The following is a 22,909-nucleotide window of genomic DNA, read 5'->3' on the forward strand; positions in this document are numbered from 1 at the left end:
ACACATGTTCACAGACACTATTAATAAGTGTGCGGCTAACGCTGCGCGCATCGCACGCCTCTCGGCTAATAACCCGCTCGGATTCTGGGTCAGTTCGGCAATGGCAGGGGCCTACGTCGGTCTCGGCATCATTCTTATTTTCACCCTCGGTAATCTGCTCGACCCGTCCGTTCGTCCTCTGGTAATGGGTGCAACCTTTGGTATCGCTTTAACGCTGGTCATTATTGCCGGTTCGGAACTGTTTACCGGTCACACCATGTTCCTGACGCTCGGCGTCAAAGCGGGCACCATCAGTCACGGTCAGATGTGGGCTATTCTGCCGCAAACCTGGCTGGGTAATCTGGTCGGATCCGTGTTTGTCGCTCTGCTTTATAGTTGGGGCGGCGGTAGCCTGCTGCCGGTCGATACCAGCATCGTCCATTCGGTGGCGTTGGCGAAAACGACCGCGCCAGCAACGGTGCTGTTCTTTAAAGGCGCACTGTGTAACTGGTTGGTTTGTCTGGCAATCTGGATGGCAATTCGTACCGAGGGCGCAGCAAAATTCCTCGCTATCTGGTGGTGTCTGCTGGCGTTTATCGCTTCCGGTTACGAGCACTCGGTTGCCAACATGACGCTGTTTGCCCTCTCCTGGTTCGGTCACCACAGCGAAGCCTATACCCTGTCAGGAATTGGTCATAACCTGTTGTGGGTGACACTCGGTAATACTTTGTCCGGTGTCGTATTCATGGGATTGGGTTATTGGTATGCTACGCCAAAATCGGAGCGTCCTGTTCCGGCAAAAATCAACCAGCCAGAGGCTACTGCCAATAATTAAGGGGTAATGTCGTGGATCATTTGCCTATATTTTGTCAACTACGTGACCGCGACTGCTTGATCGTCGGCGGTGGTGATGTCGCAGAACGCAAAGCGCGGTTACTGCTGGAAGCGGGCGCCCGTATAACGGTTAATGCGTTGGCGTTTATTCCGCAGTTCACCGTATGGGCAGATGAAGGCATGCTGACGCTGGTTGAGGGACCGTTCGACGAGTCCCTGCTCGACACCTGCTGGCTGACTATTGCCGCCACCGATGACGATGCCGTCAACCAAAGTGTCAGCACCGCCGCAGAATCACGTCGTATTTTCTGCAACGTGGTCGATGCGCCAAAAGCAGCCAGTTTTATCATGCCCTCCATTATCGACCGCTCGCCGCTGATGGTGGCGGTCTCCTCCGGCGGTACATCGCCGGTGCTTGCCCGTCTGCTACGTGAAAGACTTGAATCTGTGCTGCCTCAGCATCTGGGCCAGGTCGCGCAATATGCAGGCAAGTTACGCGCCCGAGTGAAAGAACAGTTTGCCAGCATGGGTGAACGTCGCCGCTTCTGGGAAAAATTGTTCGTGAATGACCGCCTGGCGCAGTCGCTGGCGAACAGTGACCAGAAAGCCGTCGAGGAAACCACCGAGCAGTTGCTCAGCGAACCGTTGGACCATCGTGGAGAAGTGGTGTTAGTTGGCGCCGGTCCTGGCGATGCCGGGCTGCTGACGCTGAAAGGTCTACAGCAGATCCAGCAAGCGGATGTCGTGGTTTATGACCGTCTGGTATCCGACGACATCATGAACCTTGTACGCCGCGATGCCGACCGGGTGTTCGTCGGTAAACGCGCGGGCTACCACTGTGTACCGCAGGAAGAAATTAACCAGATCCTGCTGCGTGAAGCGCAACAGGGCAAACGCGTCGTGCGCCTGAAAGGTGGCGACCCGTTCATCTTTGGCCGTGGTGGCGAAGAGCTGGAAACCCTGTGCCATGCCGGTATTCCATTCTCCGTTGTACCGGGTATTACCGCAGCATCCGGTTGTTCCGCCTATTCCGGCATTCCACTGACCCATCGTGATTACGCCCAGAGTGTACGTCTGGTCACCGGGCACCTGAAAACCGGCGGCGAGCTGGACTGGGAAAACCTGGCGGCAGAGAAACAGACGCTGGTGTTCTACATGGGCCTCAATCAGGCGGCTACTATCCAGGAAAAACTGATCGAATTTGGCATGCAACCCGATATGTCTGTCGCGCTGGTAGAAAACGGTACCTCCGTGAAGCAACGCGTTGTTAACGGGGTGCTTTCGCAACTCGGCGAACTGGCGCAGCAGGTTGAAAGCCCGGCGCTGATTATCGTCGGCCGCGTGGTTGGACTACGCGATAAGCTGAACTGGTTCTCGAACCATTAATTTAACGCTGAAAAATGCCCTGATGTTGGACTGCCCCCATAAAGTTGGACAGTTCATATTCAGGGCATTTATTTATCTTCCGATAGAAATAAATCAAAACCGATACACGCTATATACTCACCTCAGTAGCCCAACCGTTAATCATTAATTAAATGTATTTTTAAAACATTTAAATTCATTGAAAGCATATTTTATATAAAACTTGCTATGTCCTAACTCGGACTACTTTAAGTTTATTTAAGTTGATATCTTAACCGTCGAGAAATGGATTTCATCCATTTAAAAATAGATATCTTACAAGGATTTTAACATGCTGAAATTTGCAAAAATCACTATCGTTGCTGGTGTTCTGGCTACGCTGACCGCGTGTACTGGTCATGTCGATAACAAAAAAGATAACTGCACCTACGATTACTTCCTGCATCCGGCAATTTCTATTTCTAAAATTATTGGTGGCTGTGGCCCGGCTGCAGATCTGTAACAGAAGCGATTGCGCAGATACAAAAAACCGGGAAATCCCCGGTTTTTATATTTATAGGTTAAATGCTCATTCACACGTTACCGCACTTCTCGCCGAGCAGGTAGCGGGCCAGGGTTGTCAGTCCCTCCTCTCTCTTGATAAATATCCGACGCATTTTATATTCTCAGTAAATTGAATATTTATATCTTCATTAAATTGATTGATATAAGGAAATATGCAAACGGCGAGGCGCTTCATATTTTTTGAGATTCACCAGCGAACAGGCGAAAAAAAACCGGGTAGAACCCGGTTTCTTCAGCAACGCAGAGCGCATTACGGCTTGGCGACAAAACCAATCGCTTCGTAAACCGCTTTCAGCGTAACAGACGCGCGTGCGCTGGCTTTTTCAGCGCCATCTTTCATCACCTGCTGCAGGAAAGCTTCATCGTTACGGAAACGGTGATAACGCTCCTGAAGCTCGGTCAGCATGCCGGAAACGGCCTCTGCGACTTCACCTTTCAGATGACCATACATCTTGCCTTCAAAGTGTTGTTCCAGCTCCGGAATGCTCTGGCCGGTAACGGCAGAGAGGATATCCAGCAGGTTGGAAACACCCGCTTTATTCTGCACGTCGTAGCGTACAACAGGCGGCTCTTCGGAGTCGGTCATCGCACGTTTGATTTTCTTAACCACGGATTTCGGATCTTCCAGCAGGCCGATCACATTGTTGCGGTTGTCATCCGACTTGGACATTTTCTTCGTCGGCTCCAGCAGCGACATCACGCGCGCACCGGATTTAGGAATGAACGGCTCAGGCACTTTGAATATGTCGCCATACAGGGCGTTGAAGCGCTGGGCGATATCGCGGCTTAGTTCCAGATGCTGTTTCTGATCTTCGCCAACCGGTACCTGGTTGGTCTGATACAGCAGGATGTCTGCCGCCATCAGCACCGGATAATCAAACAGACCGGCGTTGATGTTCTCCGCATAGCGTGCGGATTTATCTTTGAACTGGGTCATACGGCTCAGCTCGCCGAAATAGGTGTAGCAGTTCAGCGCCCAACCTAACTGTGCGTGTTCCGGTACATGAGACTGGACGAAAATGGTGCTTTTTTCAGGATCGATACCGCATGCCAGATACAGCGCCAGCGTATCGAGCGTTGCTTTACGCAGCTGCTGAGCATCCTGACGAACGGTGATGGCATGTTGGTCAACGATGCAGTAGATGCAATGGTAGTCATCCTGCATGCTCACCCACTGACGCAGCGCACCCATATAGTTGCCAATGGTCAATTCACCTGAGGGCTGTGCGCCACTAAAAACGATGGGCTTAGTCATTTTTTGATTCCTGATTTTCGCTATGCGGAAGCCCGAGAACGGGCAGTAGTTCATTAATACGGTCGTAAATAACGTCGGGTTGGCTCAGCGCGATCGACTCGCCGTAGTTGTAGCCATAAGTCAGGCCAACGGACGGACAGCCAGCAGCTTTTGCCGCCTGAATATCATTACGTGAATCCCCTACGAAGAGCAATTGCTCAGGCTTGATGCCAAGCTTGCTTGCTACCAGCAGTAGCGGATCCGGATGCGGTTTTTTATTCTGCACGTCGTCACCACCGATGACCACGCTAAAGTATTTGGCGATATCTAACGCCTCAAGCAATGGCGCGACAAACGGGGTCGGTTTGTTGGTCACCAGACCCAGCGGCAATCCTTTCGCATGCATCGCGCCCAGCGTGTCGGCAACATCAGGGAACAGGAATGTCCCCTCTTCTGCGACATCGCCGTAGTATCTGTCGAACAGCTTACGCAAAATACGCACCTGTTCTTCGGCGGGGATATCATCATCAACGGGCGGTTTACCCATTGTCTTACGTAGTGTGGCGCGCTCCTGACGCGACCACGCCAGCGCGCGCTCCATCAGTACATCTGCACCGTTGCCAATCCAGGTGATAACGCGTTCTTCACCGGCAATCGGCAGTTCCAGCGCATACAGCGCCATATCCACCGCTGCGGTTAATCCCGGCGCGCTGTCGACCAGCGTACCGTCGAGGTCAAATGCAACGCCCCGAATATCCTGAAACTTATCCATGACTTACCTTCGCCAGTTCATTGCGCATTTCATCAATGACTTTTTTGTAGTCTGGTTGGTCGAAAATAGCAGAGCCTGCGACAAACATATCTGCACCCGCCGCCGCGATTTCACCAATGTTGTTCACCTTGACGCCGCCGTCCACTTCAAGGCGAATATCGTAGCCAGATTCATCAATACGACGACGCACTTCGCGCAGCTTATCCAGCGTTTGTGGGATAAAGGACTGCCCGCCAAAGCCTGGGTTAACGGACATCAGCAGGATCACATCGAGCTTATCCATGACGTAGTCCAGATAGCTCAGCGGTGTTGCCGGGTTAAATACCAGGCCCGCTTTACAGCCATGCTCTTTGATCAGCTGTAAAGTACGATCGACATGCTCGGAGGCTTCCGGGTGAAAAGTAATGATGCTCGCGCCGGCGGCGGCGAAGTCCGGGACAATACGATCGACCGGTTTCACCATCAGATGAACGTCAATCGGGGCAGTAATGCCATATTTACGCAGCGATTTCAGGACCATCGGGCCGATGGTCAGGTTCGGTACGTAGTGATTGTCCATGACATCGAAGTGTACGACATCGGCACCGGCAGTCAGCGCTCTCGCGGTGTCCTCACCCAGGCGGGCAAAATCAGCCGACAGAATTGAGGGGGCGATCAAATACTGTTTCATCCGCTTCTCCTTAAGAATTATTTCTTCGCAGGCGTTACAACTCCTGGTTTATACAGTGCCAGCAGTTCGTTCACCTTTTTACGCGTGCCGCCATTGCTGCTAATGCTGCGCCGCACTTTGACCTGAAAATGTTTCGCCGATCGGTACCATTCGCGGGTATCGGGCGTGTCATGGTTCGAAATTAACACCGGGATCTGCTTACTGACCAGCTTTTCTGCCATCTCGGCCAGATGCGCCTGCTCTTTTGGGCTAAAGCTGTTGGTATGATACGCGGTGAAATTTGCCGTCGCCGAAAGCGGTGCATAAGGCGGGTCACAATAGACCACAGAGTTGCTATCCGCACGGTCCATGCACTCTTCATAGGAGAGACAATGGAACTCCGCATTCTGCGCTTTTTCAGCAAAATGGTACAACTCGGCTTCCGGGAAGTAAGGTTTTTTATAACGACCAAACGGTACATTAAACTCGCCGCGCAGGTTATAACGGCACAATCCGTTGTAACCAAAGCGGTTCAGATACAAGAACAGCACTGCACGGCGGAACGGATCCTGACTGGCATTAAATTCTTCTCTGAACCGATAGTACACCTCAGCCTGATTGGTTTCAGGCATAAACAGCTCACGCGAAGCCTGCACATACTCATCGGTACGTGTCTTCACGATGTTATAGAGACTGATGAGGTCACTGTTGATATCGGCAAGAATATAACGAGAAAAGTCGGTGTTGAGAAACACCGACCCGGCACCCACGAAAGGTTCAATCAGGCATTCACCCTGAGGTAAATGCCGTTTGATATCATCAAGCAGGGGGTATTTCCCCCCTGCCCATTTCAAAAAAGCGCGATTTTTTTTCATGCTGACTAACTAATTACACCTTCTCCGGCTGTGGAGAAAGCTCCGACAGCATCCTGCGCTTTAGTCTTTGTCCCGCAATTGGGCGAAACAGCAAACCATTGCAGAACATATCCTATCTTACTTCAAATCGGCCTGAACCTGGTGCAGCGGTTTTGCCCACGGATTTTTCGCCTGAATATCGGCGGGGAGCGTAGACACTGCACGTTTCGCATCTTCTTTAGACGCATACACGCCTGTTACCAGAACATACCACGGTTGACCGTTACGCGTCGTCTGATACACCACGTAGTTCTTCAGGTTTTCTTTCTTCGCCCAACCGTTAAGGTTGTCGTAGTTAGAAGAACTGCTGAGTTGCAGCGTGTAATGGCTGGACGGCGCAGATTTTAACGCTCCGACATTTCCTGCACTTTTCGCTCCACCAGCAACAGGTGTTGACGTTGTTGCCGTCGCAGTTGGCGCAGGCGTTGTAGTCGCGGTTGCTTTCGGCTCAACGGTCGCCTTCGGCGTAGCGGTAACCACAGGTGCCTTGGTTGTGGTCGTCGGCGCAGTTGCAGTTGGTTTTGCCTGAGCAACAGGTTTCGGCTCTGTCTGCGTCGCTTTCACCGTAGTTTGCGGTTTGCTCTTCGGCTCAATAACGGCCTGTTTACGTTCCTGGTGTGTCGCAGCAGGGCGTTCAGCCGTTTCCGTTTTCGCAGTCTGGCGCACAGCATTACTATTACGAACTGGCGCAACGGTCGCAGGTTCGGTCGGCAGCGTAGAGTTAACCACTACATTGTTAACCTGCTCCTGGCCTTGCGGTTGCGTCAGAGCGTTGTTCAGATCGCCCTGCACTTCAACACGCTGCTGGCCTTCAGTTGCCGCAGGTGTTTGACCTTGAGTTGGGGTAGAGGAAATCGGCGGTAGGGATACATCCTGCTGGGTATTGCCAGCGGTCTGCTCAGCGCCTGCTGCAGCCGTAGTCGTGCTCGCTTGATCCGTCGCGTTGTTGCCAGAAAGATCGATGCTCTTCTCGCCAGATCCAGCCTGCTCACTGGGAGATGATGAGGGGGCTTTCAGCGCAGAACCGATACCGATGATCAGCAGTAACAGCACCAGGACACCGACACCCATCATCATATACTGACGAGAGGCAGGCTTGCTGGCGGGTTTCTTACGCTTACGCGGACGACGTTCTACACGCTCTTCATCCACGTCATCGTCATCAGATTCATACTCTTCTTCAATGTCCCGTTCTTCTTCACGCTCTTTACGTGCGCGCGCAGGACGACGATCGTCAGCATCCAGATCAACATCATCAAAATTGATTTGCGGCTCATTATCGCGTTCAGACGATTGACGAGAACGACCAGTACGACGATCGCTGGGATCGGGTTTCAGCTCGTCTTCTGGTTTGAATTCATCCATTTAACACCCCACTCAAAGGTTAATGCTTACGACTTTGCACATAACCTGAAGCTAAAAGACCTACGTTTCGCAACGCAAGCCAGACCTTTCTTGTTGTTACGCCGGCTGGCAATCAGCAATAGCGTTAAGAACCACCTCGTGCGACACTCCGCCGCGCACTTCACTCTTCCCTAATGCCAGCGGAAGCACTAAACGAATCTCTCCCGCTAACACTTTTTTATCTCGCAGCATGTGCGGCAGATAAGCCTCGCTGGACATTTCACGCGGTCCATTGACCGGCAAGCCCGCTCGCTGCAGCAGCGTAATGATGCGCTGCGTATCAGCGGAGGTAAACTGTCCAAGACGTTCTGACGTACGAGCAGCCATTACCATACCTGCTGCAACGGCTTCACCATGTAACCAATTGCCATAACCCATTTCAGCTTCGATCGCATGGCCAAACGTGTGTCCCAGATTCAGTAAAGCACGTAAGCCCATTTCACGCTCGTCCGCTGCGACAACTTCTGCTTTCAGCTCACAACAACGACGAATACAGTACGCCATCGCCGGACCATCCAGACGCAATAACGCATCCAGATTTTCTTCCAGCCAACTGAAAAATTCACCGTCAAGGATGATGCCGTATTTGATCACTTCCGCCAGCCCCGATGCCAGCTCACGCGCAGGAAGCGTTTTCAGACAATCGAGATCCACCACCACGGACGCCGGTTGGTAAAACGCGCCAATCATGTTTTTACCGAGGGGATGGTTTACGGCGGTTTTGCCGCCAACGGAGGAGTCGACCTGCGACAACAGGGTTGTCGGGACTTGAATAAAACGAACACCACGCTGATAGCTGGCTGCCGCAAAACCGGTCAGATCGCCTATCACGCCGCCGCCAAGTGCGACTAACGTGGTATCACGACCGTGCGGTTTTTGCAGTAACGCAGTGAAAACCGTATCCAGAACCGTCAGGCTTTTATACTGCTCGCCATCGGGAAGGATAACGCTATCAACGTTAACACCCGCCTGTTCAAGTACGCCGCGAACCTTATCGAGATAAAGGGGAGCCAGGGTTTCGTTGGTCACCAACATAACCTGATCGCCCGATTTCAGCGGTAAGAATGAAGCTGGCTCATTAAACAAACCAGCCGCGATGGTGATAGGGTAACTACGTTCCCCGAGAGTGACTGTAATCCTCTCCATTACGCGACATCCACCTTAGTTACTTGTACCCGCAGACGAGTGTGTATTCAGCCAGAATTAGTTGCTTTCCAACATATGAATAATCTGGTTTGCTACGACTTTTGCGCTCTGATCGTCGGTGCGAATGGTCACGTCAGCAATCTCTTCGTACAGAGGATTGCGTTCGTCAGCCAACGCTTCCAGAACTTCACGAGGCGGCGATTCTACCTGCAGCAGCGGGCGTTTCTTGTCACGTTGAGTTCGCGCAAGTTGTTTTTCAATTGTCGTTTCAAGATAGACCACGACGCCACGCGCGGAAAGACGGTTACGTGTTTCACGTGATTTAACAGAGCCACCGCCAGTTGCCAGCACAATACCCTGTTTTTCCGTCAACTCGTTGATGACTTTTTCTTCGCGATCACGGAAGCCGTCTTCACCTTCTACATCGAAGACCCAGCCCACATCAGCTCCGGTTCGTTTCTCAATCTCTTGATCAGAATCGTAAAATTCCATATTGAGTTGTTGAGCTAACTGGCGCCCAATAGTGCTTTTTCCGGCACCCATAGGCCCAACCAGAAAGATATTGCGTTTCTCTGCCATTTTTTCGGTACTACTAAGACTATTCGTTAATGGTAAACCCGCTTCGCAGACACTCAGCGCAGCAGGACATGAACTGAAACCTCATAAGATATTGCGAGAGTCAGACTGAAAATTATCTCAATACTCAAGCGGGTTTGGCAACTGAATAAATCACCAAACCTTACGCATTTCTGGTCGTGGCAGGCATGCTACCCTGCAAACATCAGACCTGGCGACGTATCGCGCAGCCAAATGACACCAAATAAGCCTATGACACACCACCAGAAAGGCAAAGCGTATTTACTGCCGCATAAGTAAAGAAAAGTACCGACACTCAAATCGGTACTCCTTGTATGCTAAATACACCCGCACGTCAAATCTCTGAAACGTGTTCAGTGCAAAAACAACGGCTTTTCATGCATAAGTTATTGCGTTGAAACCAGTCTGGGCGTAATAAAAACCACTAATTCACGCCGTTCGTCTTCTTTACCATCATGACGAAAGAGAGAGCCAAGCCAGGGGATGTCGCCCAACAGCGGCACGCTGTCGGCTGCGGATTTATTCTTATGTGAAAAAATCCCGCCCAGCGCAATCGTCTCGCCGCTTTTTACCTCGACCTGAGTTTCAATCTCCTGCTTATCAATAGCCAGAACTTCGCCATCCGCCTGCTGTAGCACCTGCCCGGGAACATTCTGGCTGATATGCAGTTTCAGTCTGATTCGTCCTTTCTGCAATACGGTGGGCGTGACTTCCATCCCCAATACAGCTTCCTTAAACTCGACGGATGTCGCGCCGCTTTCACCGCTGGAGACCTGATAAGGGATCTCACTACCCTGCTTAATACTGGCAGGTTGCAGGTGAGAAGCCAGTAAGCGTGGACTGGCGATGATGTCCAACTGCTGTTTTTGCTCCAGCGCAGACAGCTCCAGCTCGAGTAAACGACCGTTAATACGGCCAATGTTAAATCCCACACGGGATGTGGCTGTGGATACAGAAAGATCGCTGGCAAGCGTTGTGACGTTCCCCACAGCTCCCGATTGCTGTGCGTCAGCCAGCGACCACTTTACCCCCAGCTCACGCAAGCTTTTTTCATTAATCGTCACGATATGCGCCGCCAGTTCGACTTGTGCAACCGGCAGATCCATTTGCGCCACCCACGTTTCCAGTGCGTTAAGCGCAACGCTATTATCACGCAGCAGTAAGCGGTTGGTGCGTTTATCCACCGTCATGCTTCCTTTGGCGCTGAGCAGCTTTTCTCCGGCTTTTGCCAGCTCGGAGGCATCAGCATATTGCAAAATGATACTGCGATGTTCCAACGGCAGGTTGGCCTGAAGCCGTGTCTGCTCATTGTCCTGACGAGCCGCATTTTCACTCTGCCATTGAACAGAATGCACATGCAGAATATTGCCTTCCTGGCGTAATACCAGCCCGGCGCTTTTCACCACCGTTTGCAATGCCTGCTTCCAGGGCACATCCGTCAAATGCAGTGACAGCACACCGCTGACATCCGGTGAAACTACCAGGTTTTTCTTTTCCTGTTCGGCCAGCGCCTGCAATACCTGCACAACCGGCACATCATCGACCACCAGCGTCACGTTTTGTGATTTCGCCGCCAGTACGCTCTGAATCCCGACCACCAGTACGAGTACTATCCATGCCATCCATCGCTTCATTTATCGCTCCTTGTCGTTGCCACTGCCACTGCGACGGCTCGCAGTTTTTCCCTGTGTCGAGGGTTACGCTCTGGGCCGTTATCTGCGTAACCGTCCAACCGTTTTTCAGGACATCATTTCGCTCAACCCGCTGCCATTTTTTCTGGCTATCCTGAACAATGCCAATGGGTCGCGCGCCCTGGCTCAATATTCCCTGATAGCGCCATGCCGACAGCTCAGCAATTTGGCAACGGTCCTCCGGCGGCAGGAAAGGATTACGCATACCGGTGAGTATCAGTACGCTTACGCACGCCAACAGCCAGCGTTCAACCATCATTCAGGCGCTCCAGTTGTAGTGTTAACAGCAGTTCCGCACCTTCTGCGTAAAGAGAAAACCGGCTGACGTTCATCCCTTGCTCCGCTAATTGGTCAAACATCGGCGGGATGACATCCCAGCCTGGCTTCAGCGTCATTTCTCCGCCCTGTGCGGAGGGTTGCCAGTGGATAAGATGTGCAAGAGGAGTCTGAAACAGCAGTGGGGAGAACGGAATCAGCGTCTCTTCATGCTCTTCTGGCGATGCCGCCAGCAGATATAAATTTCGCCATTGCGCCTGAATGGCCGCTCGTTGCTGATTTAGCGCCTCTTGTTGCATAACCCGTTTCTGCGCGGTGGAGCTGAGGCATAACATGACGACGATGAGCAGTCCCAGCATCCAGCCACAGCTGCAGATGAGCCGAAAGCGCGGCGACTGCGCTAACCAGCTATCACAAAGCGTTTTCATGCGCACCGCTCCGCATCAGTCGATAGTGGAATTGCCAGCGTCCCTGCGCATCCTGCTGCGTTTCGCCAGGGCTACCCAATTTAAACAGCGGCAGCTGGCGTAATTGCGCTTCCAGCGCCTTCAGCGCGGCAAAGCTCAGCGTGTTTCCCGTCAGTTCCAGTGTCTCCTGCTGCCAGGTTATTTTTGTTAACCACGCCTGCTCTGGCAGTAATTCCGCCAGCCCTTGCAAAACCCGCTGCCAGCTTCGGGTCTGCTCACGCTGTTTGTTCCGCGCTTGAACCTGTTGCCATCGTTGCTGGCGCTGCTGCACACGCGGCTTTAGCGCCATTAAAGCCTCGGCCCGCGTCTTTTCGGCATCCGCTAACAACAATTCGACCTGGTTTTCTACGCTCAAAACGCTGTAATAGCGCAACAACACGCCAATACTAAGCAGTAGCGAAGCGCCAAATAAAACACTCCAGAAGCGTAGGCAGGCGCGACGTCGCGTCTGGCGCCAGGGCAGAAGATTGATGGTCGCTATCATCAACATGTGCCTCCCATAGCGAGTCCCAGTGCAATGGTGAAGCGATGGCTTTGCGTTGGAATTGGCGGCTGGCGTACAGACACCACGCTTAAAGGATCGAAGCCGCTGGGATCACATAGCGCAATGGCTGTCGTGGAAAGCGATAATGTCGCGGCAAGCTCGTCGATACAGCCAATATCGCCCGTTGATTTACGCCCCCATGCCGAACGGGTCGCCCATAGCCACTGGGTGTCATCACGCCATACCAGACACTGATGATGTTCTGGCAGGTAAGGTATAAATCGCTGTAACGCGCTGGCATCCGGCGTAATCGCCGTAACCTGCACCTTCAACGTTTGGATAAGCGTCAGAAGCGCTGAAATCTCTTTGCTTTGCGCGGCAGTGACGTTAAACGCCGGGCTTAACGTGTCTTCGCTATAATCAAAATGCAGCGCATCCGGCACCATATCCAGCTCACGCGCCATCGAACCGGATAACCATGCGGCTTGCTCCGGCTCGCGCAGCATCATTTCCGGACGAGGGTACTTTTTTTGTAACGTCCTGTTGGCAGGAAAAGAGAGATGAATATGGTGTCGGCGAGGAAGCTCCCGGCTCCACGGCAGTAGCGCTGCGACAAGCTGTTCAGGCTCGCGAATATGGCCATCGACGATAACCTGAGGCGTCAGCGGTATACGCCACCAGCGCTGGAGAAACCAACCGGATGCGTCGTGAACTACGGCGACAGCCAGCGCTTCATGTTGCTGAATATGCAGACCAATTTTCCAGATATTGAAAGCCATTGCTGATGATCTCCTTATCACCCGTTGCTTTAACGGGTATATCAATGCGTCTGGCTTGCCTTTATACTACCGCGCGTTTGTTTATAAACTGCCCAAATGCCACTAAATGGGAAATCTCCAGTGAAGTTCGTAAAGTATTTATTAATCCTTGCAGTATGTTGCATCCTGCTGGGAGCAGGCTCGATTTATGGCCTCTATCGCTATATTGAGCCGCAATTACCTGACGTCGCGACGCTCAAAGATGTGCGTTTACAGATCCCGATGCAGGTTTACAGCGCTGATGGCGAGCTGATCGCGCAATATGGCGAGAAACGTCGAATCCCGGTCACCCTGGATCAGATGCCGCCAGTAATGGTTAAAGCCTTTATCGCTACCGAAGACAGTCGTTTTTATGAGCACCACGGGGTAGACCCGGTGGGGATATTCCGTGCTGCCAGCGTCGCGCTGTTCTCCGGCCATGCATCGCAAGGGGCCAGCACCATTACCCAACAGTTGGCGAGAAACTTCTTTCTGAGCCCGGAACGTACGCTGATGCGTAAGATCAAAGAAGTGTTCCTGGCGATCCGCATTGAACAACTGCTGAGTAAAGATGAGATCCTCGAACTGTATCTGAACAAGATTTACCTGGGGTATCGCGCTTATGGCGTAGGTGCCGCCGCGCAGGTCTATTTCGGTAAGACGGTTGATCAGCTCAGCTTAAGTGAAATTGCGGTGATTGCCGGCCTGCCAAAAGCGCCGTCAACCTTCAACCCCCTCTATTCGATGGAAAGGGCAACCGCGCGACGTAACGTCGTACTGTCGCGTATGTTGAGCGAAAACTACATCACGCAGGCCCAGTACGATCAGGCGCGCGGCGAAGCCATTGACGCCAACTACCACGCGCCGGAAATCGCCTTCTCCGCGCCGTATCTCTCTGAGATGGTGCGCCAGGAGATGTATAACCGTTATGGCGAGAAAGCCTATGAGGACGGGTATCGCATTACCACCACCATTACGCGCAAAGTACAGCAGGCTGCTCAGCAGGCAGTACGTAACAACGTGATGGATTACGACATGCGCCACGGTTACCGCGGCCCGTCGAACGTGCTGTGGAAAGTGGGCGAAAGCAGTTGGGACAGCAAGAAAATCACCGATACGCTGAAAGCGCTACCGACTTATGGTCCCCTGCTACCGGCGGTTGTTACCAGCGCCAATCCGCAGGAAGCCATTGCCGCGCTAGCGGATGGTACGTCAGTGTCATTACGGATGGATGGCATGCGCTGGGCGCGTCCTTACCGCTCGGATACCCAGCAAGGCCCGACGCCGCGCAAAGTGACTGATGTGGTGCAAACCGGGCAGCAAATCTGGGTACGCCAGGTTGGCGATTCCTGGTGGCTGGCGCAAGTACCGGACGTCAACTCCGCACTGGTCTCCATCAATCCGCAAAACGGCGCGGTGCTGGCGCTGGTCGGTGGTTTTGACTTCAACCAGAGCAAGTTTAACCGTGCAACCCAGGCGTTACGCCAGGTGGGTTCCAACATCAAACCATTCCTGTATACCGCCGCGATGGATAAAGGTCTGACGCTGGCGAGCATGCTTAACGACGTGCCGATCTCCCGCTGGGATGCCGGCGCGGGTTCCGACTGGCAGCCGAAGAACTCACCGCCGCAATACGCCGGTCCTATCCGCTTACGTCAGGGGCTGGGTCAGTCGAAAAACGTGGTGATGGTACGCGCCATGCGCGCGATGGGCGTGGATTACGCGGCAGAGTATCTGCAACGTTTCGGCTTCCCGGCACAGAACATTGTGCACACCGAGTCGCTGGCGCTGGGTTCTGCCTCATTCACGCCGTTGCAGGTGGCGCGCGGTTATGCAGTGATGTCGAACGGCGGCTTCCTGGTCGATCCGTATTTCATCAGTAAAATCGAAAGCGATATGGGCGGCGTTATCTTCGAGGCGAAGCCGAAAATTGCCTGTCCGGAATGCGATATTCCGGTGATTTATGGTGATACCCAGAAATCTAACGTGCTGGAAAACAGTAACGTCGAAGATGTCGCCATCTCGCAGGAACAGCAGAATGCCGCCGTGCCTATGCCTCAGCTTGAGCAGGCAAACCAGGCGCTGGTCGCGCAAAGCGGAACGCAGGAGTACGCTCCACACGTGATCAACACGCCGCTGGCCTTCCTGATTAAAAGCGCCCTGAACACCAATATCTTTGGTGAGCCGGGCTGGATGGGAACCGGTTGGCGTGCAGGTCGCGATTTACAGCGCCATGATATCGGCGGGAAAACCGGGACCACCAACAGCTCTAAAGATGCATGGTTCTCCGGCTACGGACCAGGCGTGGTGACGTCGGTATGGATCGGGTTTGATGACCATCGCCGCAATCTCGGACACACGACGGCTTCTGGGGCGATCAAAGACCAGATCTCCGGCTACGAAGGCGGCGCAAAGAGCGCACAGCCTGCATGGGATGCCTATATGAAGTCCGTGCTGGAAGGCGTGCCTGAGCAGCCGCTGACGCCGCCGCCGGGTATCGTGACGGTCAATATCGATCGCAGCACCGGTCAACTGGCAAGCGGTGGCAACAGCCGCGCAGAATACTTCATTGAAGGCACTCAGCCGACGCAACAGGCGGTGCATGAGGTGGGGACGACCATTATTGATAATGGTGAGACGCACGAACTGTTCTGAGCCCTGACCGATCAAAAAAAGGCGCTTCGGCGCCTTTTTTATTATTCGTGAAGAGAAATTAAAGCCGCCCTTGTCCTTTCAGCCATTCGCGCACGAGGAACAGCGCACTCACATTACGCGCTTCATGAAAATCAGGATCTTCCAGCAGATCCATCAAATGCGCCAGCGGCCAGCGCACCTGCGGTAATGGTTCAGGCTCATCACCTTCCAGCGATTCAGGATATAAGTCCTCCGCCACCACGATGTTCATTTTGCTGGAGAAATAGGAAGGCGCCATGCTGAGTTTCTTTAAAAACGTCAGATCTTTTGCGCCAAACCCCACCTCTTCTTTCAGCTCCCGATTCGCCGCTTCATACACGCTTTCGCCAGGATCGATTAACCCCTTGGAAAAACCCAGTTCGTAAGATTCGGTCCCGACCGCGTATTCGCGGATGAGGATCAGGTGGTCGTCCACAATCGGCACAATCATTACCGCTTCACGCGTGGACGGGCGCATACGTTCATAAACGCGGCGTACGCCATTGCTGAACTCAAGGTCCACGCTTTCGACTTTAAACAGCCGGGATTGGGCGACGGTTTCCACTTTCAAAATCGTGGGTTTCTGTAATGATTTGCTCATTGTGAGGATCTTTGCTGTGAAATCTGGGGTTATTGTGCGATATACCGCACGGTTTCGGCAATGTGAATTGCCGTTTATTTACATTTATGTAACGTACTAAAAGTTAATCCCTATTTCAAATTAAAAGTCAATAGGTTGAAATAACTCCAGGAATTTGCTGATATTCCATTTTTAGTGATTTTGCTATGATTCGCATTTACTGGGCTGTACTTAAAGATGCTCAAGTTCGACTCCACACTTGCCGATAGCCAACCACAGAATCACGAATATTGAACAGGGTGCGACTGACCACGCCTGACAGACTAAGTAAGATGGGGAAAGCATGAGCACCATTCTGATTTTTTTAGCTGCTTTGCTGGCCTGCTCATTGCTTGCAGGATGGCTACTCAGAACGAAATCCAGACGGAAAAATTTACCCTTGAGCAACGTCTTCTCAGACGCCTCGAAGCGTAAACTCACGCCTGAAGAGCGCAGTGCAGTCGAAAACTATCTCGAAAGCCTTAGTCAAATTCAGCAGGTACCTGGTCCAACGGGCGCCAGCTCCGCGCCGGTGTCATTAACGCTGAATGCCCAAAGTAATAGCGTCATCGTACTTACGCACGCGATTACACGTTACGGCATTACTACCGACGATCCTAACAAATGGCGTTACTATCTTGATTCCGTTGAGGTACATCTTCCCCCTTTCTGGGAACAATACATCAATGACGAAAACAGCGTTGAGCTAATCCACACCAATACGATACCGCTGGTTATCTCCCTGAACGGCCATACGCTGCAGGAATATATGCAGGAAGCGCGTGGCTATGCGTTACAGCACACCACTTCTACCCAGGCGTCCATTCGCGGTGAAGAAAGCGAGCAGATTGAACTGCTGAATATTCGTCAGGAAACCCATGAAGAATATGCGCTCAGCCGCCCATCGGGATTGCGCGAGGCGTTACTGATTGCTGCATCGTTCCTGCTGTTCTTTTTCTGTTTGATAATCCCGGATACGTTTGTTCCGTGGACAGTTGGTGGCGCGGTGCTGCTACTGGCTGCGGGTCTGTGGGGGCTGTTTGCCCCACCGTCTAAAACCGCCCTGCGGGAAATTCATTGTCTGCGCGGTACGCCGCGTCGCTGGGGGCTGTTTGGCGAAAACGACCAGGAGCAAATTAATAATATCTCGCTAGGTATTATTGATCTGATTTATCCACCGCACTGGCAGCCTTACATCGCACAAGATCTTGGCCAGCAAACGGATATTGATATTTATCTCGATCGCCACGTTGTTCGCCAGGGACGTTTTTTATCGCTGCATGACGAAGTCAAGAACTTCCCGTTACAGCACTGGCTGCGCAACGCCGTCATCGCGGGCGGCTCGTTGCTGGTGCTGCTGATGCTGCTGTTTTGGATCCCGCTGGATATGCCGATAAAGCTTACGCTTTCCTGGATGAAGGGCGCACAAACTATCGAAGCCACCAGCGTTAAACAGCTTGAAAACGCGGGCGTTCGCGTGGGTGACACGCTGCATCTGAGCGGTACGGGTATGTGTAACATTCATACCCAAGGGAGCTGGAATGCGCAGCCTTCCGCGCCGTTTATGCCTTTCGATTGCACGCAAATTATCTGGAATGACGCGCGCGCATTACCGCTGCCTGAGTCCGATCTGGTGAATAAAGCCACCGCGCTCACGCAGGCGGTGAACCGCCAACTGCACCCCAAAGCGGATGATGACTCTCGCGTCAGCGCATCGTTACGCTCGGCAATCCAAAAGTCCGGAATGGTGTTACTGGACGATTTTGGCGAGATTGTCCTGAAAACGGCCGATCTGTGCGCGGCCAAAGATGAATGTGTACGTTTAAAAAATGCACTGGTTAACCTTGGTAACAGTAAAGACTGGACGGCGCTGGTGAAACGGGCGAACGCAGGCAAACTGGATGGCGTGAACGTGCTGCTGCGTCCGGTAAGCGCGGAGTCGTTGGATAATCTGGTGAATACCTCTACGGCGCCGTTTATTTCACGCGAGACTGCGCGAGCGGCCCAGACGCTGAATAGCCCAGCCCCTGGCGGTTTCCTGATTATCAGCGACGAAGGCAGCGATCTGGTCGATCAGCCGTGGCCGACAACCTCGCTATATGACTATCCCCCACAGGAACAGTGGAACGCCTTCCAGCGTCTGGCGCAGATGCTGATGCAGACGCCGTTTCGCGCGGAGGGGATCGTCACCAATATTTCGACCGACGCCAATGGCACCCAGCACATTGGCCTGCACCGTATCCCGGATCGTTCAGGATTATGGCGTTACCTTGGCACGACGCTGCTGATGTTCTCCATGCTCGGATGCGCTGTCTACAACAGCATACAGGCCTTCAGACGCTACCAGCGTCACCGCTCCCGCATCACGGAAATTCAGAGCTACTACGAAAGTTGCCTGAATCCAACGCTGATTGACAACCCCGAAAGCCTGATTCGATAACACGCTCGCGCGACAGGATATGCTACCCTGTCGCGCATCATGTTTTCTTCTGGGGAGTTTCCATGCAGATCAATATTGCCTGGCACGATGTCGATACCGTGTTGTTAGATATGGACGGCACGCTGCTCGACCTGGCATTCGATAACTATTTCTGGCAAAAACTGGTGCCGGAAACCTATGGCGCGAAACAGGGTATCTCTCCCGAGGAAGCCCAGGACTATATTCGTCAGCAGTATCATGCCGTGCAGCATACGCTAAACTGGTACTGCCTGGATTACTGGAGCGAATGCCTGGATCTTGATATTTGCGCCATGACAACGGAACAGGGACCGCGCGCCGTTTTGCGTGAAGATACTGTACCGTTTCTTGATGCCTTAAAAGCCAGCGGCAAGCGCCGTATTTTGCTCACCAACGCGCATCCCCATAACCTGGCGGTGAAGCTGGAGCATACCGGTCTGGCCTCACACCTTGATTTATTACTTTCCACCCACACATTTGGTTATCCCAAAGAGGATCAGCGGTTATGGCACGCTGTGGCTGAAGAAACGGGAATGAGTGCAGAGAAGACGCTGTTTATTGACGACAGCGAACCCATTCTCGACGCCGCTGCTCTGTACGGTATTCGTTACTGCCTCGGCGTGACCAATCCCGACTCAGGCATCGCGGAAAAACAGTACGCACGCCATCCGTCACTGAATGACTACCGCCGACTGATCCCCTCACTGATGTGAAGGAGACGCCATGAAAGAAAAGCCCTCTGCTGATGTCAGGCTTGATAAATGGCTGTGGGCTGCACGCTTTTACAAAACGCGTGCGCTAGCCCGCGAAATGGTTGAAGGCGGTAAGGTGCATTACAACGGCCAGCGCAGCAAACCGAGCAAGATTGTCGAGCTGAACGCCACCCTCACCCTGCGCCAGGGAAATGACGAGCGAACGGTCATTATCAAGGCTATTACCGAGCAGCGTCGCCCGGCCACGGAAGCCGTTACGCTGTATGAAGAAACCGCGGAAAGCGTAGAAAAACGCGAAAAAGTGGCGCTGGCGCGTAAACTTAACGCGTTAACCATGCCGCACCCGGACAGGCGACCGGACAAGAAAGAGCGCCGCGACCTGTTACGATTTAAACATGGCGACAGCGAGTGACTGTCACCTGCAAGAGAGATGATTATGCCGCAACATGACCAATTACATCGTTATCTGTTTGAAAACTTTGCCGTGCGCGGCGAGCTGGTGACCGTTTCGGAAACCCTGCAACAGATCCTCGAAAATCATACTTACCCGCAGCCGGTCAAGAACGTGCTGGCTGAACTGCTGGTCGCCACCAGCCTGCTCACCGCCACGCTGAAGTTTGCCGGTGATATCACCGTACAGCTGCAGGGCGATGGTCCGCTGAGCCTGGCCGTCATTAACGGCAACAACAATCAGCAGATGCGCGGCGTGGCCCGTATGCAGGGCGATATCCCTGAAGGCGCTGATCTCAAAACGCTGGTAGGCAACGGCTACCTGGTGATCACCATTACCCCAGAAGAAGGCGAGCGCTATCAGGGCGTGGTTGGTCTGGAAGGCGACACGCTGGCCGCATGTCTGGAAGATTACTTCATGCGTTCTGAACAGCTGCCGACACGTCTGTTTATCCGTACTGGCGACGTCGATGGCAAACCCGCTGCTGGCGGGATGCTTCTGCAGGTAATGCCGGCGCAAAACGCGCAGGCAGATGATTTCGATCACCTGACAGCCCTGACCGAAACCATCAAAACTGAAGAGCTGTTAACGCTCCCGGCCAACGACGTGCTGTGGCGCTTGTACCACGAAGAAGAGGTTACTCTCTACGATCCGCAGGACGTTGAGTTCAAATGCACCTGTTCACGCGAACGCTGCGCTGGCGCACTGAAAACGCTGCCGGACGAAGAAGTGGACAGCATTCTGGCGGAAGAAGGCGAGATCGATATGCACTGCGATTACTGCGGGAGCCACTATCTGTTTAACGCCATGGACATTGCTGAGATCCGCAGCAACGCTTCCCCGGCGGACCCGCAGGTACATTAATCACCACTGCCTATCCGGCCCACTATCGTCGACCGGATAGGCGTTCGCACCGCCATCCATCAAAACGCTATCCGCAACACGCTCACTCGTTGTAATAATTCATCGGCAATCGAGTGCCATTAATAGTGATATCACGCCAAACTCTGGGGGCTGAATCCAGTTGATGATTCGCCACCGCCTGCAGCAGTTTATCCTTATTGAATCCTGCAGGTAGCTGACCTGATGCGATGAGTTCCCATTTATCCTCTTTCCTGGCAAAGACCAGACTCTCACCATCGCCAAAAGCATACAGCACCTGCTCAGGCTTACCATCAGCATTGAGGTCCTGATCGACCAGGACGCATGCATCCTGCTCAACGCAGGATGTAATGCGGTAGCTCTGCCCTTTGACAAACGCCCAGAAGTTCTCATCGGGTTGCCTGCTACCCGGAGCGATCATCACTTTCGGCGCTAGTTGAGTGGCAGTCAGGTTCTGCATGGGATCGCGACGTCCTTGCAGCAGTGAATTTAAGTCGCGCTGGCGCTTACTGTCTTGGTTAAACGCCGCATCTTTTTGTAATGCCTCCAACGCCGCACGTCCCGATTTTCCGCTATTACCCAACATATACAGGCTGACCTGATCCGGCTTAATTTTGCCGCTGTGATACAGCCCCATATGGCTGTTGACGCTGATGCGCCAGGCATCAATAACCGGCGACGACAGCAAAATCAACAGCCCCAACGCCAGCAACGACACGCAAAGAATCACCTTCCCCTGAAGCTCAAGCGGATTGCGCCCACGGCGTAAAATACTCGCCAGATAGCCAAACGACCAGAGCAGCAGCACGCAGACCACCAGCACGCCATATAAGCGCTCGGGCGTCCAACCGTACTGTTGAATTCGCACCCACAGTGACCAACCGGCAATCAGCATATAGATGGGCGCGACAACCAGGGCGCATTTGATCAGGTAGCGTAACGCGGCTGGATAGGGAAGCGCCTCTTTCTGCGGCTCGCGAACGATAGCCATCAACAGCAGCAGGAGCAGCGCCAGCGTTGACATCAACCCGGCCGCAGACACCCGCTGCGAGATAGCCTCCAGGCCGGTGAAGGGTAAGGTCAGTACAAACATCAGCGCCAGCAGCGCGACCAGGGGTAACAGACCGGTGGCGATCAAAGTCAGTAACTTTTGGACCGCCGCAACCAGACGCGACTGCGTGCGGGTCAGTACCACCGCCAGTGCGGTAACCAGGCCAAAGGCCACGTAGCCAAACCAGTCGGTATCAAAGAAAAGCGTGTCGAAGAAGGTAATACCAACGAGCTTAAACATCTCGCTCCATAGCAGGAGCACCATCCAGAACAGACCGTTGGCGACAAAGACAATCAGTAACGTCAGCGCATTAAGCCACAAACTCGTATAAAACTGCGCATAGCGCGCCTGCTGGCGGGATGCGTGGAGCGAGTACTGAATCCATGGCAATGCCAGCATCGCCATCAGCAGTAAGCGCCAGCCGTACAACATAAAAATATCATTTTGCCGCCACTTATCACTGCCCTCGACTTGCCACTTTAGCCAGACGCTCATCGCCAGCACGACAACAAAGATCAGCGCCATCAAGTACCACAGCGCACGTTGTTTAAAAGAGACAACGGTGAGCAAAAGCGCCGAGGAGAGAGCAATTGTCGCGGGCATGCCATAGAACAGCCAGCCGTCATTATGCGGCACCAGATATGTCATCAGCAGGTAGCACAATATCCCCTGTAACAGGCCGATAGATATCATGCCCCAGCGAGTAGTACGTGAAAGTTCAACACTATCCATGTCGTCACCCAGAATGAAGAGAAAAGGTAATTATTGCATCAACTTCACAATTTTGAGCATTGATAGGCCGATCCCGGACCACTGCGACGGGAAGTGAATCGATATTGTTTATGTATGAGTTACGTTATTTTCTTACGTGAATGCGATTACACTCACA

Annotated in this window: 22 protein-coding genes and 1 pseudogene; 8 read left to right on the plus strand and 15 right to left on the minus strand. The window is 53.0% G+C overall.

The annotated features are described in order from the left end of the window. Positions 1 to 4: 4 nt before the first annotated feature. The 3 genes from nirC (at position 5) to WC7_RS26070 (ending at position 2,680) form a co-directional block, all read left to right on the plus strand. Complete coding sequence (gene nirC / locus WC7_RS03940; RefSeq protein ID WP_016154781.1) at positions 5 to 814, plus strand: nitrite transporter NirC; 810 nt, start codon at positions 5 to 7, stop codon at positions 812 to 814. 11 nt (positions 815 to 825) lie between these two features. Then, on the plus strand, positions 826 to 2,199 hold the full coding sequence (gene cysG, locus WC7_RS03935; protein WP_016154782.1) for a siroheme synthase CysG: 1,374 nt from the start codon (positions 826 to 828) through the stop codon (positions 2,197 to 2,199). Between the two features lie 310 nt (positions 2,200 to 2,509). Continuing rightward, a complete protein-coding gene (locus WC7_RS26070) occupies positions 2,510 to 2,680 on the plus strand; it encodes a YhfL family protein (protein ID WP_016154783.1) in 171 nt (56 codons plus the stop codon). A 76-nt stretch (positions 2,681 to 2,756) separates the two neighbouring features. On the opposite strand, the pseudogene WC7_RS27205 reads toward WC7_RS26070, so the two are convergent. The 13 genes and pseudogenes from WC7_RS27205 to WC7_RS03870 all read right to left on the minus strand — a co-directional run. Beyond that, positions 2,757 to 2,834: pseudogene (locus WC7_RS27205) on the minus strand (hypothetical protein); the annotation flags it as partial. A 158-nt stretch (positions 2,835 to 2,992) separates the two neighbouring features. After that, positions 2,993 to 3,997 (minus strand): tryptophan--tRNA ligase, encoded by a 1,005-nt coding sequence (gene trpS / locus WC7_RS03925; protein WP_016154784.1) that lies wholly within the window; start codon positions 3,995 to 3,997, stop codon positions 2,993 to 2,995. Continuing rightward, the gene (gene gph / locus WC7_RS03920) at positions 3,990 to 4,748 is read right to left on the minus strand and encodes a phosphoglycolate phosphatase (RefSeq protein WP_016154785.1); all 759 of its coding nucleotides are present in this window, start codon (positions 4,746 to 4,748) and stop codon (positions 3,990 to 3,992) included. Before gph ends, trpS begins: the two co-directional genes overlap by 8 nt. Further along, positions 4,741 to 5,418, minus strand: a complete 678-nt coding sequence (gene rpe / locus WC7_RS03915; protein ID WP_003023561.1) for a ribulose-phosphate 3-epimerase — start codon at positions 5,416 to 5,418, stop codon at positions 4,741 to 4,743. Before rpe ends, gph begins: the two co-directional genes overlap by 8 nt. A gap of 17 nt (positions 5,419 to 5,435) precedes the next feature. Further along, positions 5,436 to 6,272, minus strand: a complete 837-nt coding sequence (gene dam / locus WC7_RS03910) for an adenine-specific DNA-methyltransferase (protein ID WP_016154786.1) — start codon at positions 6,270 to 6,272, stop codon at positions 5,436 to 5,438. Between the two features lie 117 nt (positions 6,273 to 6,389). Next, positions 6,390 to 7,676, minus strand: coding sequence for a cell division protein DamX (gene damX, locus WC7_RS03905; protein ID WP_016154787.1), 1,287 nt, complete (start codon positions 7,674 to 7,676; stop codon positions 6,390 to 6,392). A gap of 96 nt (positions 7,677 to 7,772) precedes the next feature. After that, positions 7,773 to 8,861, minus strand: a complete 1,089-nt coding sequence (gene aroB, locus WC7_RS03900; RefSeq protein WP_016154788.1) for a 3-dehydroquinate synthase — start codon at positions 8,859 to 8,861, stop codon at positions 7,773 to 7,775. 57 nt (positions 8,862 to 8,918) lie between these two features. Beyond that, entirely contained in the window at positions 8,919 to 9,440 is a 522-nt protein-coding gene (gene aroK / locus WC7_RS03895; RefSeq protein WP_003023552.1) for a shikimate kinase AroK, read from the minus strand. Positions 9,441 to 9,844: 404 nt separating this feature from the next. After that, complete coding sequence (gene hofQ, locus WC7_RS03890) at positions 9,845 to 11,092, minus strand: DNA uptake porin HofQ (protein ID WP_071601788.1); 1,248 nt, start codon at positions 11,090 to 11,092, stop codon at positions 9,845 to 9,847. Further along, positions 10,995 to 11,408, minus strand: a complete 414-nt coding sequence (locus WC7_RS03885) for a HofP DNA utilization family protein (RefSeq protein WP_016154790.1) — start codon at positions 11,406 to 11,408, stop codon at positions 10,995 to 10,997. The genes hofQ and WC7_RS03885 overlap by 98 nt, the downstream gene beginning before the upstream one ends. Next, on the minus strand, positions 11,398 to 11,853 hold the full coding sequence (locus tag WC7_RS03880; protein ID WP_016154791.1) for a HofO family protein: 456 nt from the start codon (positions 11,851 to 11,853) through the stop codon (positions 11,398 to 11,400). The genes WC7_RS03885 and WC7_RS03880 overlap by 11 nt, the downstream gene beginning before the upstream one ends. Further along, positions 11,837 to 12,376, minus strand: a complete 540-nt coding sequence (locus tag WC7_RS03875) for a PilN domain-containing protein (RefSeq protein ID WP_016154792.1) — start codon at positions 12,374 to 12,376, stop codon at positions 11,837 to 11,839. The genes WC7_RS03880 and WC7_RS03875 overlap by 17 nt, the downstream gene beginning before the upstream one ends. Further along, positions 12,376 to 13,155 (minus strand): type IV pilus biogenesis protein PilM, encoded by a 780-nt coding sequence (locus WC7_RS03870; protein WP_016154793.1) that lies wholly within the window; start codon positions 13,153 to 13,155, stop codon positions 12,376 to 12,378. The genes WC7_RS03875 and WC7_RS03870 overlap by 1 nt, the downstream gene beginning before the upstream one ends. A 120-nt stretch (positions 13,156 to 13,275) precedes the next feature. Between WC7_RS03870 and mrcA the strand changes: the two genes are divergently transcribed. After that, complete coding sequence (gene mrcA, locus WC7_RS03865) at positions 13,276 to 15,828, plus strand: peptidoglycan glycosyltransferase/peptidoglycan DD-transpeptidase MrcA (protein ID WP_016154794.1); 2,553 nt, start codon at positions 13,276 to 13,278, stop codon at positions 15,826 to 15,828. Positions 15,829 to 15,886: 58 nt separating this feature from the next. On the opposite strand, the gene nudE is transcribed toward mrcA, so the two are convergent. Next, complete coding sequence (gene nudE, locus WC7_RS03860) at positions 15,887 to 16,447, minus strand: ADP compounds hydrolase NudE (protein ID WP_016154795.1); 561 nt, start codon at positions 16,445 to 16,447, stop codon at positions 15,887 to 15,889. 322 nt (positions 16,448 to 16,769) lie between these two features. Between nudE and igaA the strand changes: the two genes are divergently transcribed. The 4 genes from igaA to hslO all read left to right on the plus strand — a co-directional run bounded on the left by igaA (position 16,770) and on the right by hslO (position 20,951). Then, complete coding sequence (gene igaA, locus WC7_RS03855) at positions 16,770 to 18,905, plus strand: intracellular growth attenuator protein IgaA (RefSeq protein ID WP_032947230.1); 2,136 nt, start codon at positions 16,770 to 16,772, stop codon at positions 18,903 to 18,905. A gap of 62 nt (positions 18,906 to 18,967) precedes the next feature. After that, positions 18,968 to 19,636 (plus strand): GMP/IMP nucleotidase, encoded by a 669-nt coding sequence (gene yrfG, locus WC7_RS03850; RefSeq protein WP_016154797.1) that lies wholly within the window; start codon positions 18,968 to 18,970, stop codon positions 19,634 to 19,636. 10 nt (positions 19,637 to 19,646) lie between these two features. After that, positions 19,647 to 20,048 (plus strand): ribosome-associated heat shock protein Hsp15, encoded by a 402-nt coding sequence (hslR, locus tag WC7_RS03845; RefSeq protein WP_016154798.1) that lies wholly within the window; start codon positions 19,647 to 19,649, stop codon positions 20,046 to 20,048. A gap of 24 nt (positions 20,049 to 20,072) precedes the next feature. After that, complete coding sequence (gene hslO, locus WC7_RS03840; RefSeq protein WP_016154799.1) at positions 20,073 to 20,951, plus strand: Hsp33 family molecular chaperone HslO; 879 nt, start codon at positions 20,073 to 20,075, stop codon at positions 20,949 to 20,951. 82 nt (positions 20,952 to 21,033) lie between these two features. Here hslO and WC7_RS03835 read toward each other — a convergent pair whose 3' ends face one another. After that, positions 21,034 to 22,752 carry a DUF4153 domain-containing protein gene (locus WC7_RS03835; RefSeq protein WP_016154800.1) on the minus strand — a complete coding sequence of 573 codons (1,719 nt, stop codon included), beginning with the start codon at positions 22,750 to 22,752 and terminating at the stop codon, positions 21,034 to 21,036. Positions 22,753 to 22,909 lie beyond the last annotated feature (157 nt).

This window comes from Citrobacter sp. KTE151, from assembly GCF_000398845.1.
Lineage (GTDB): Bacteria > Pseudomonadota > Gammaproteobacteria > Enterobacterales > Enterobacteriaceae > Citrobacter > Citrobacter braakii.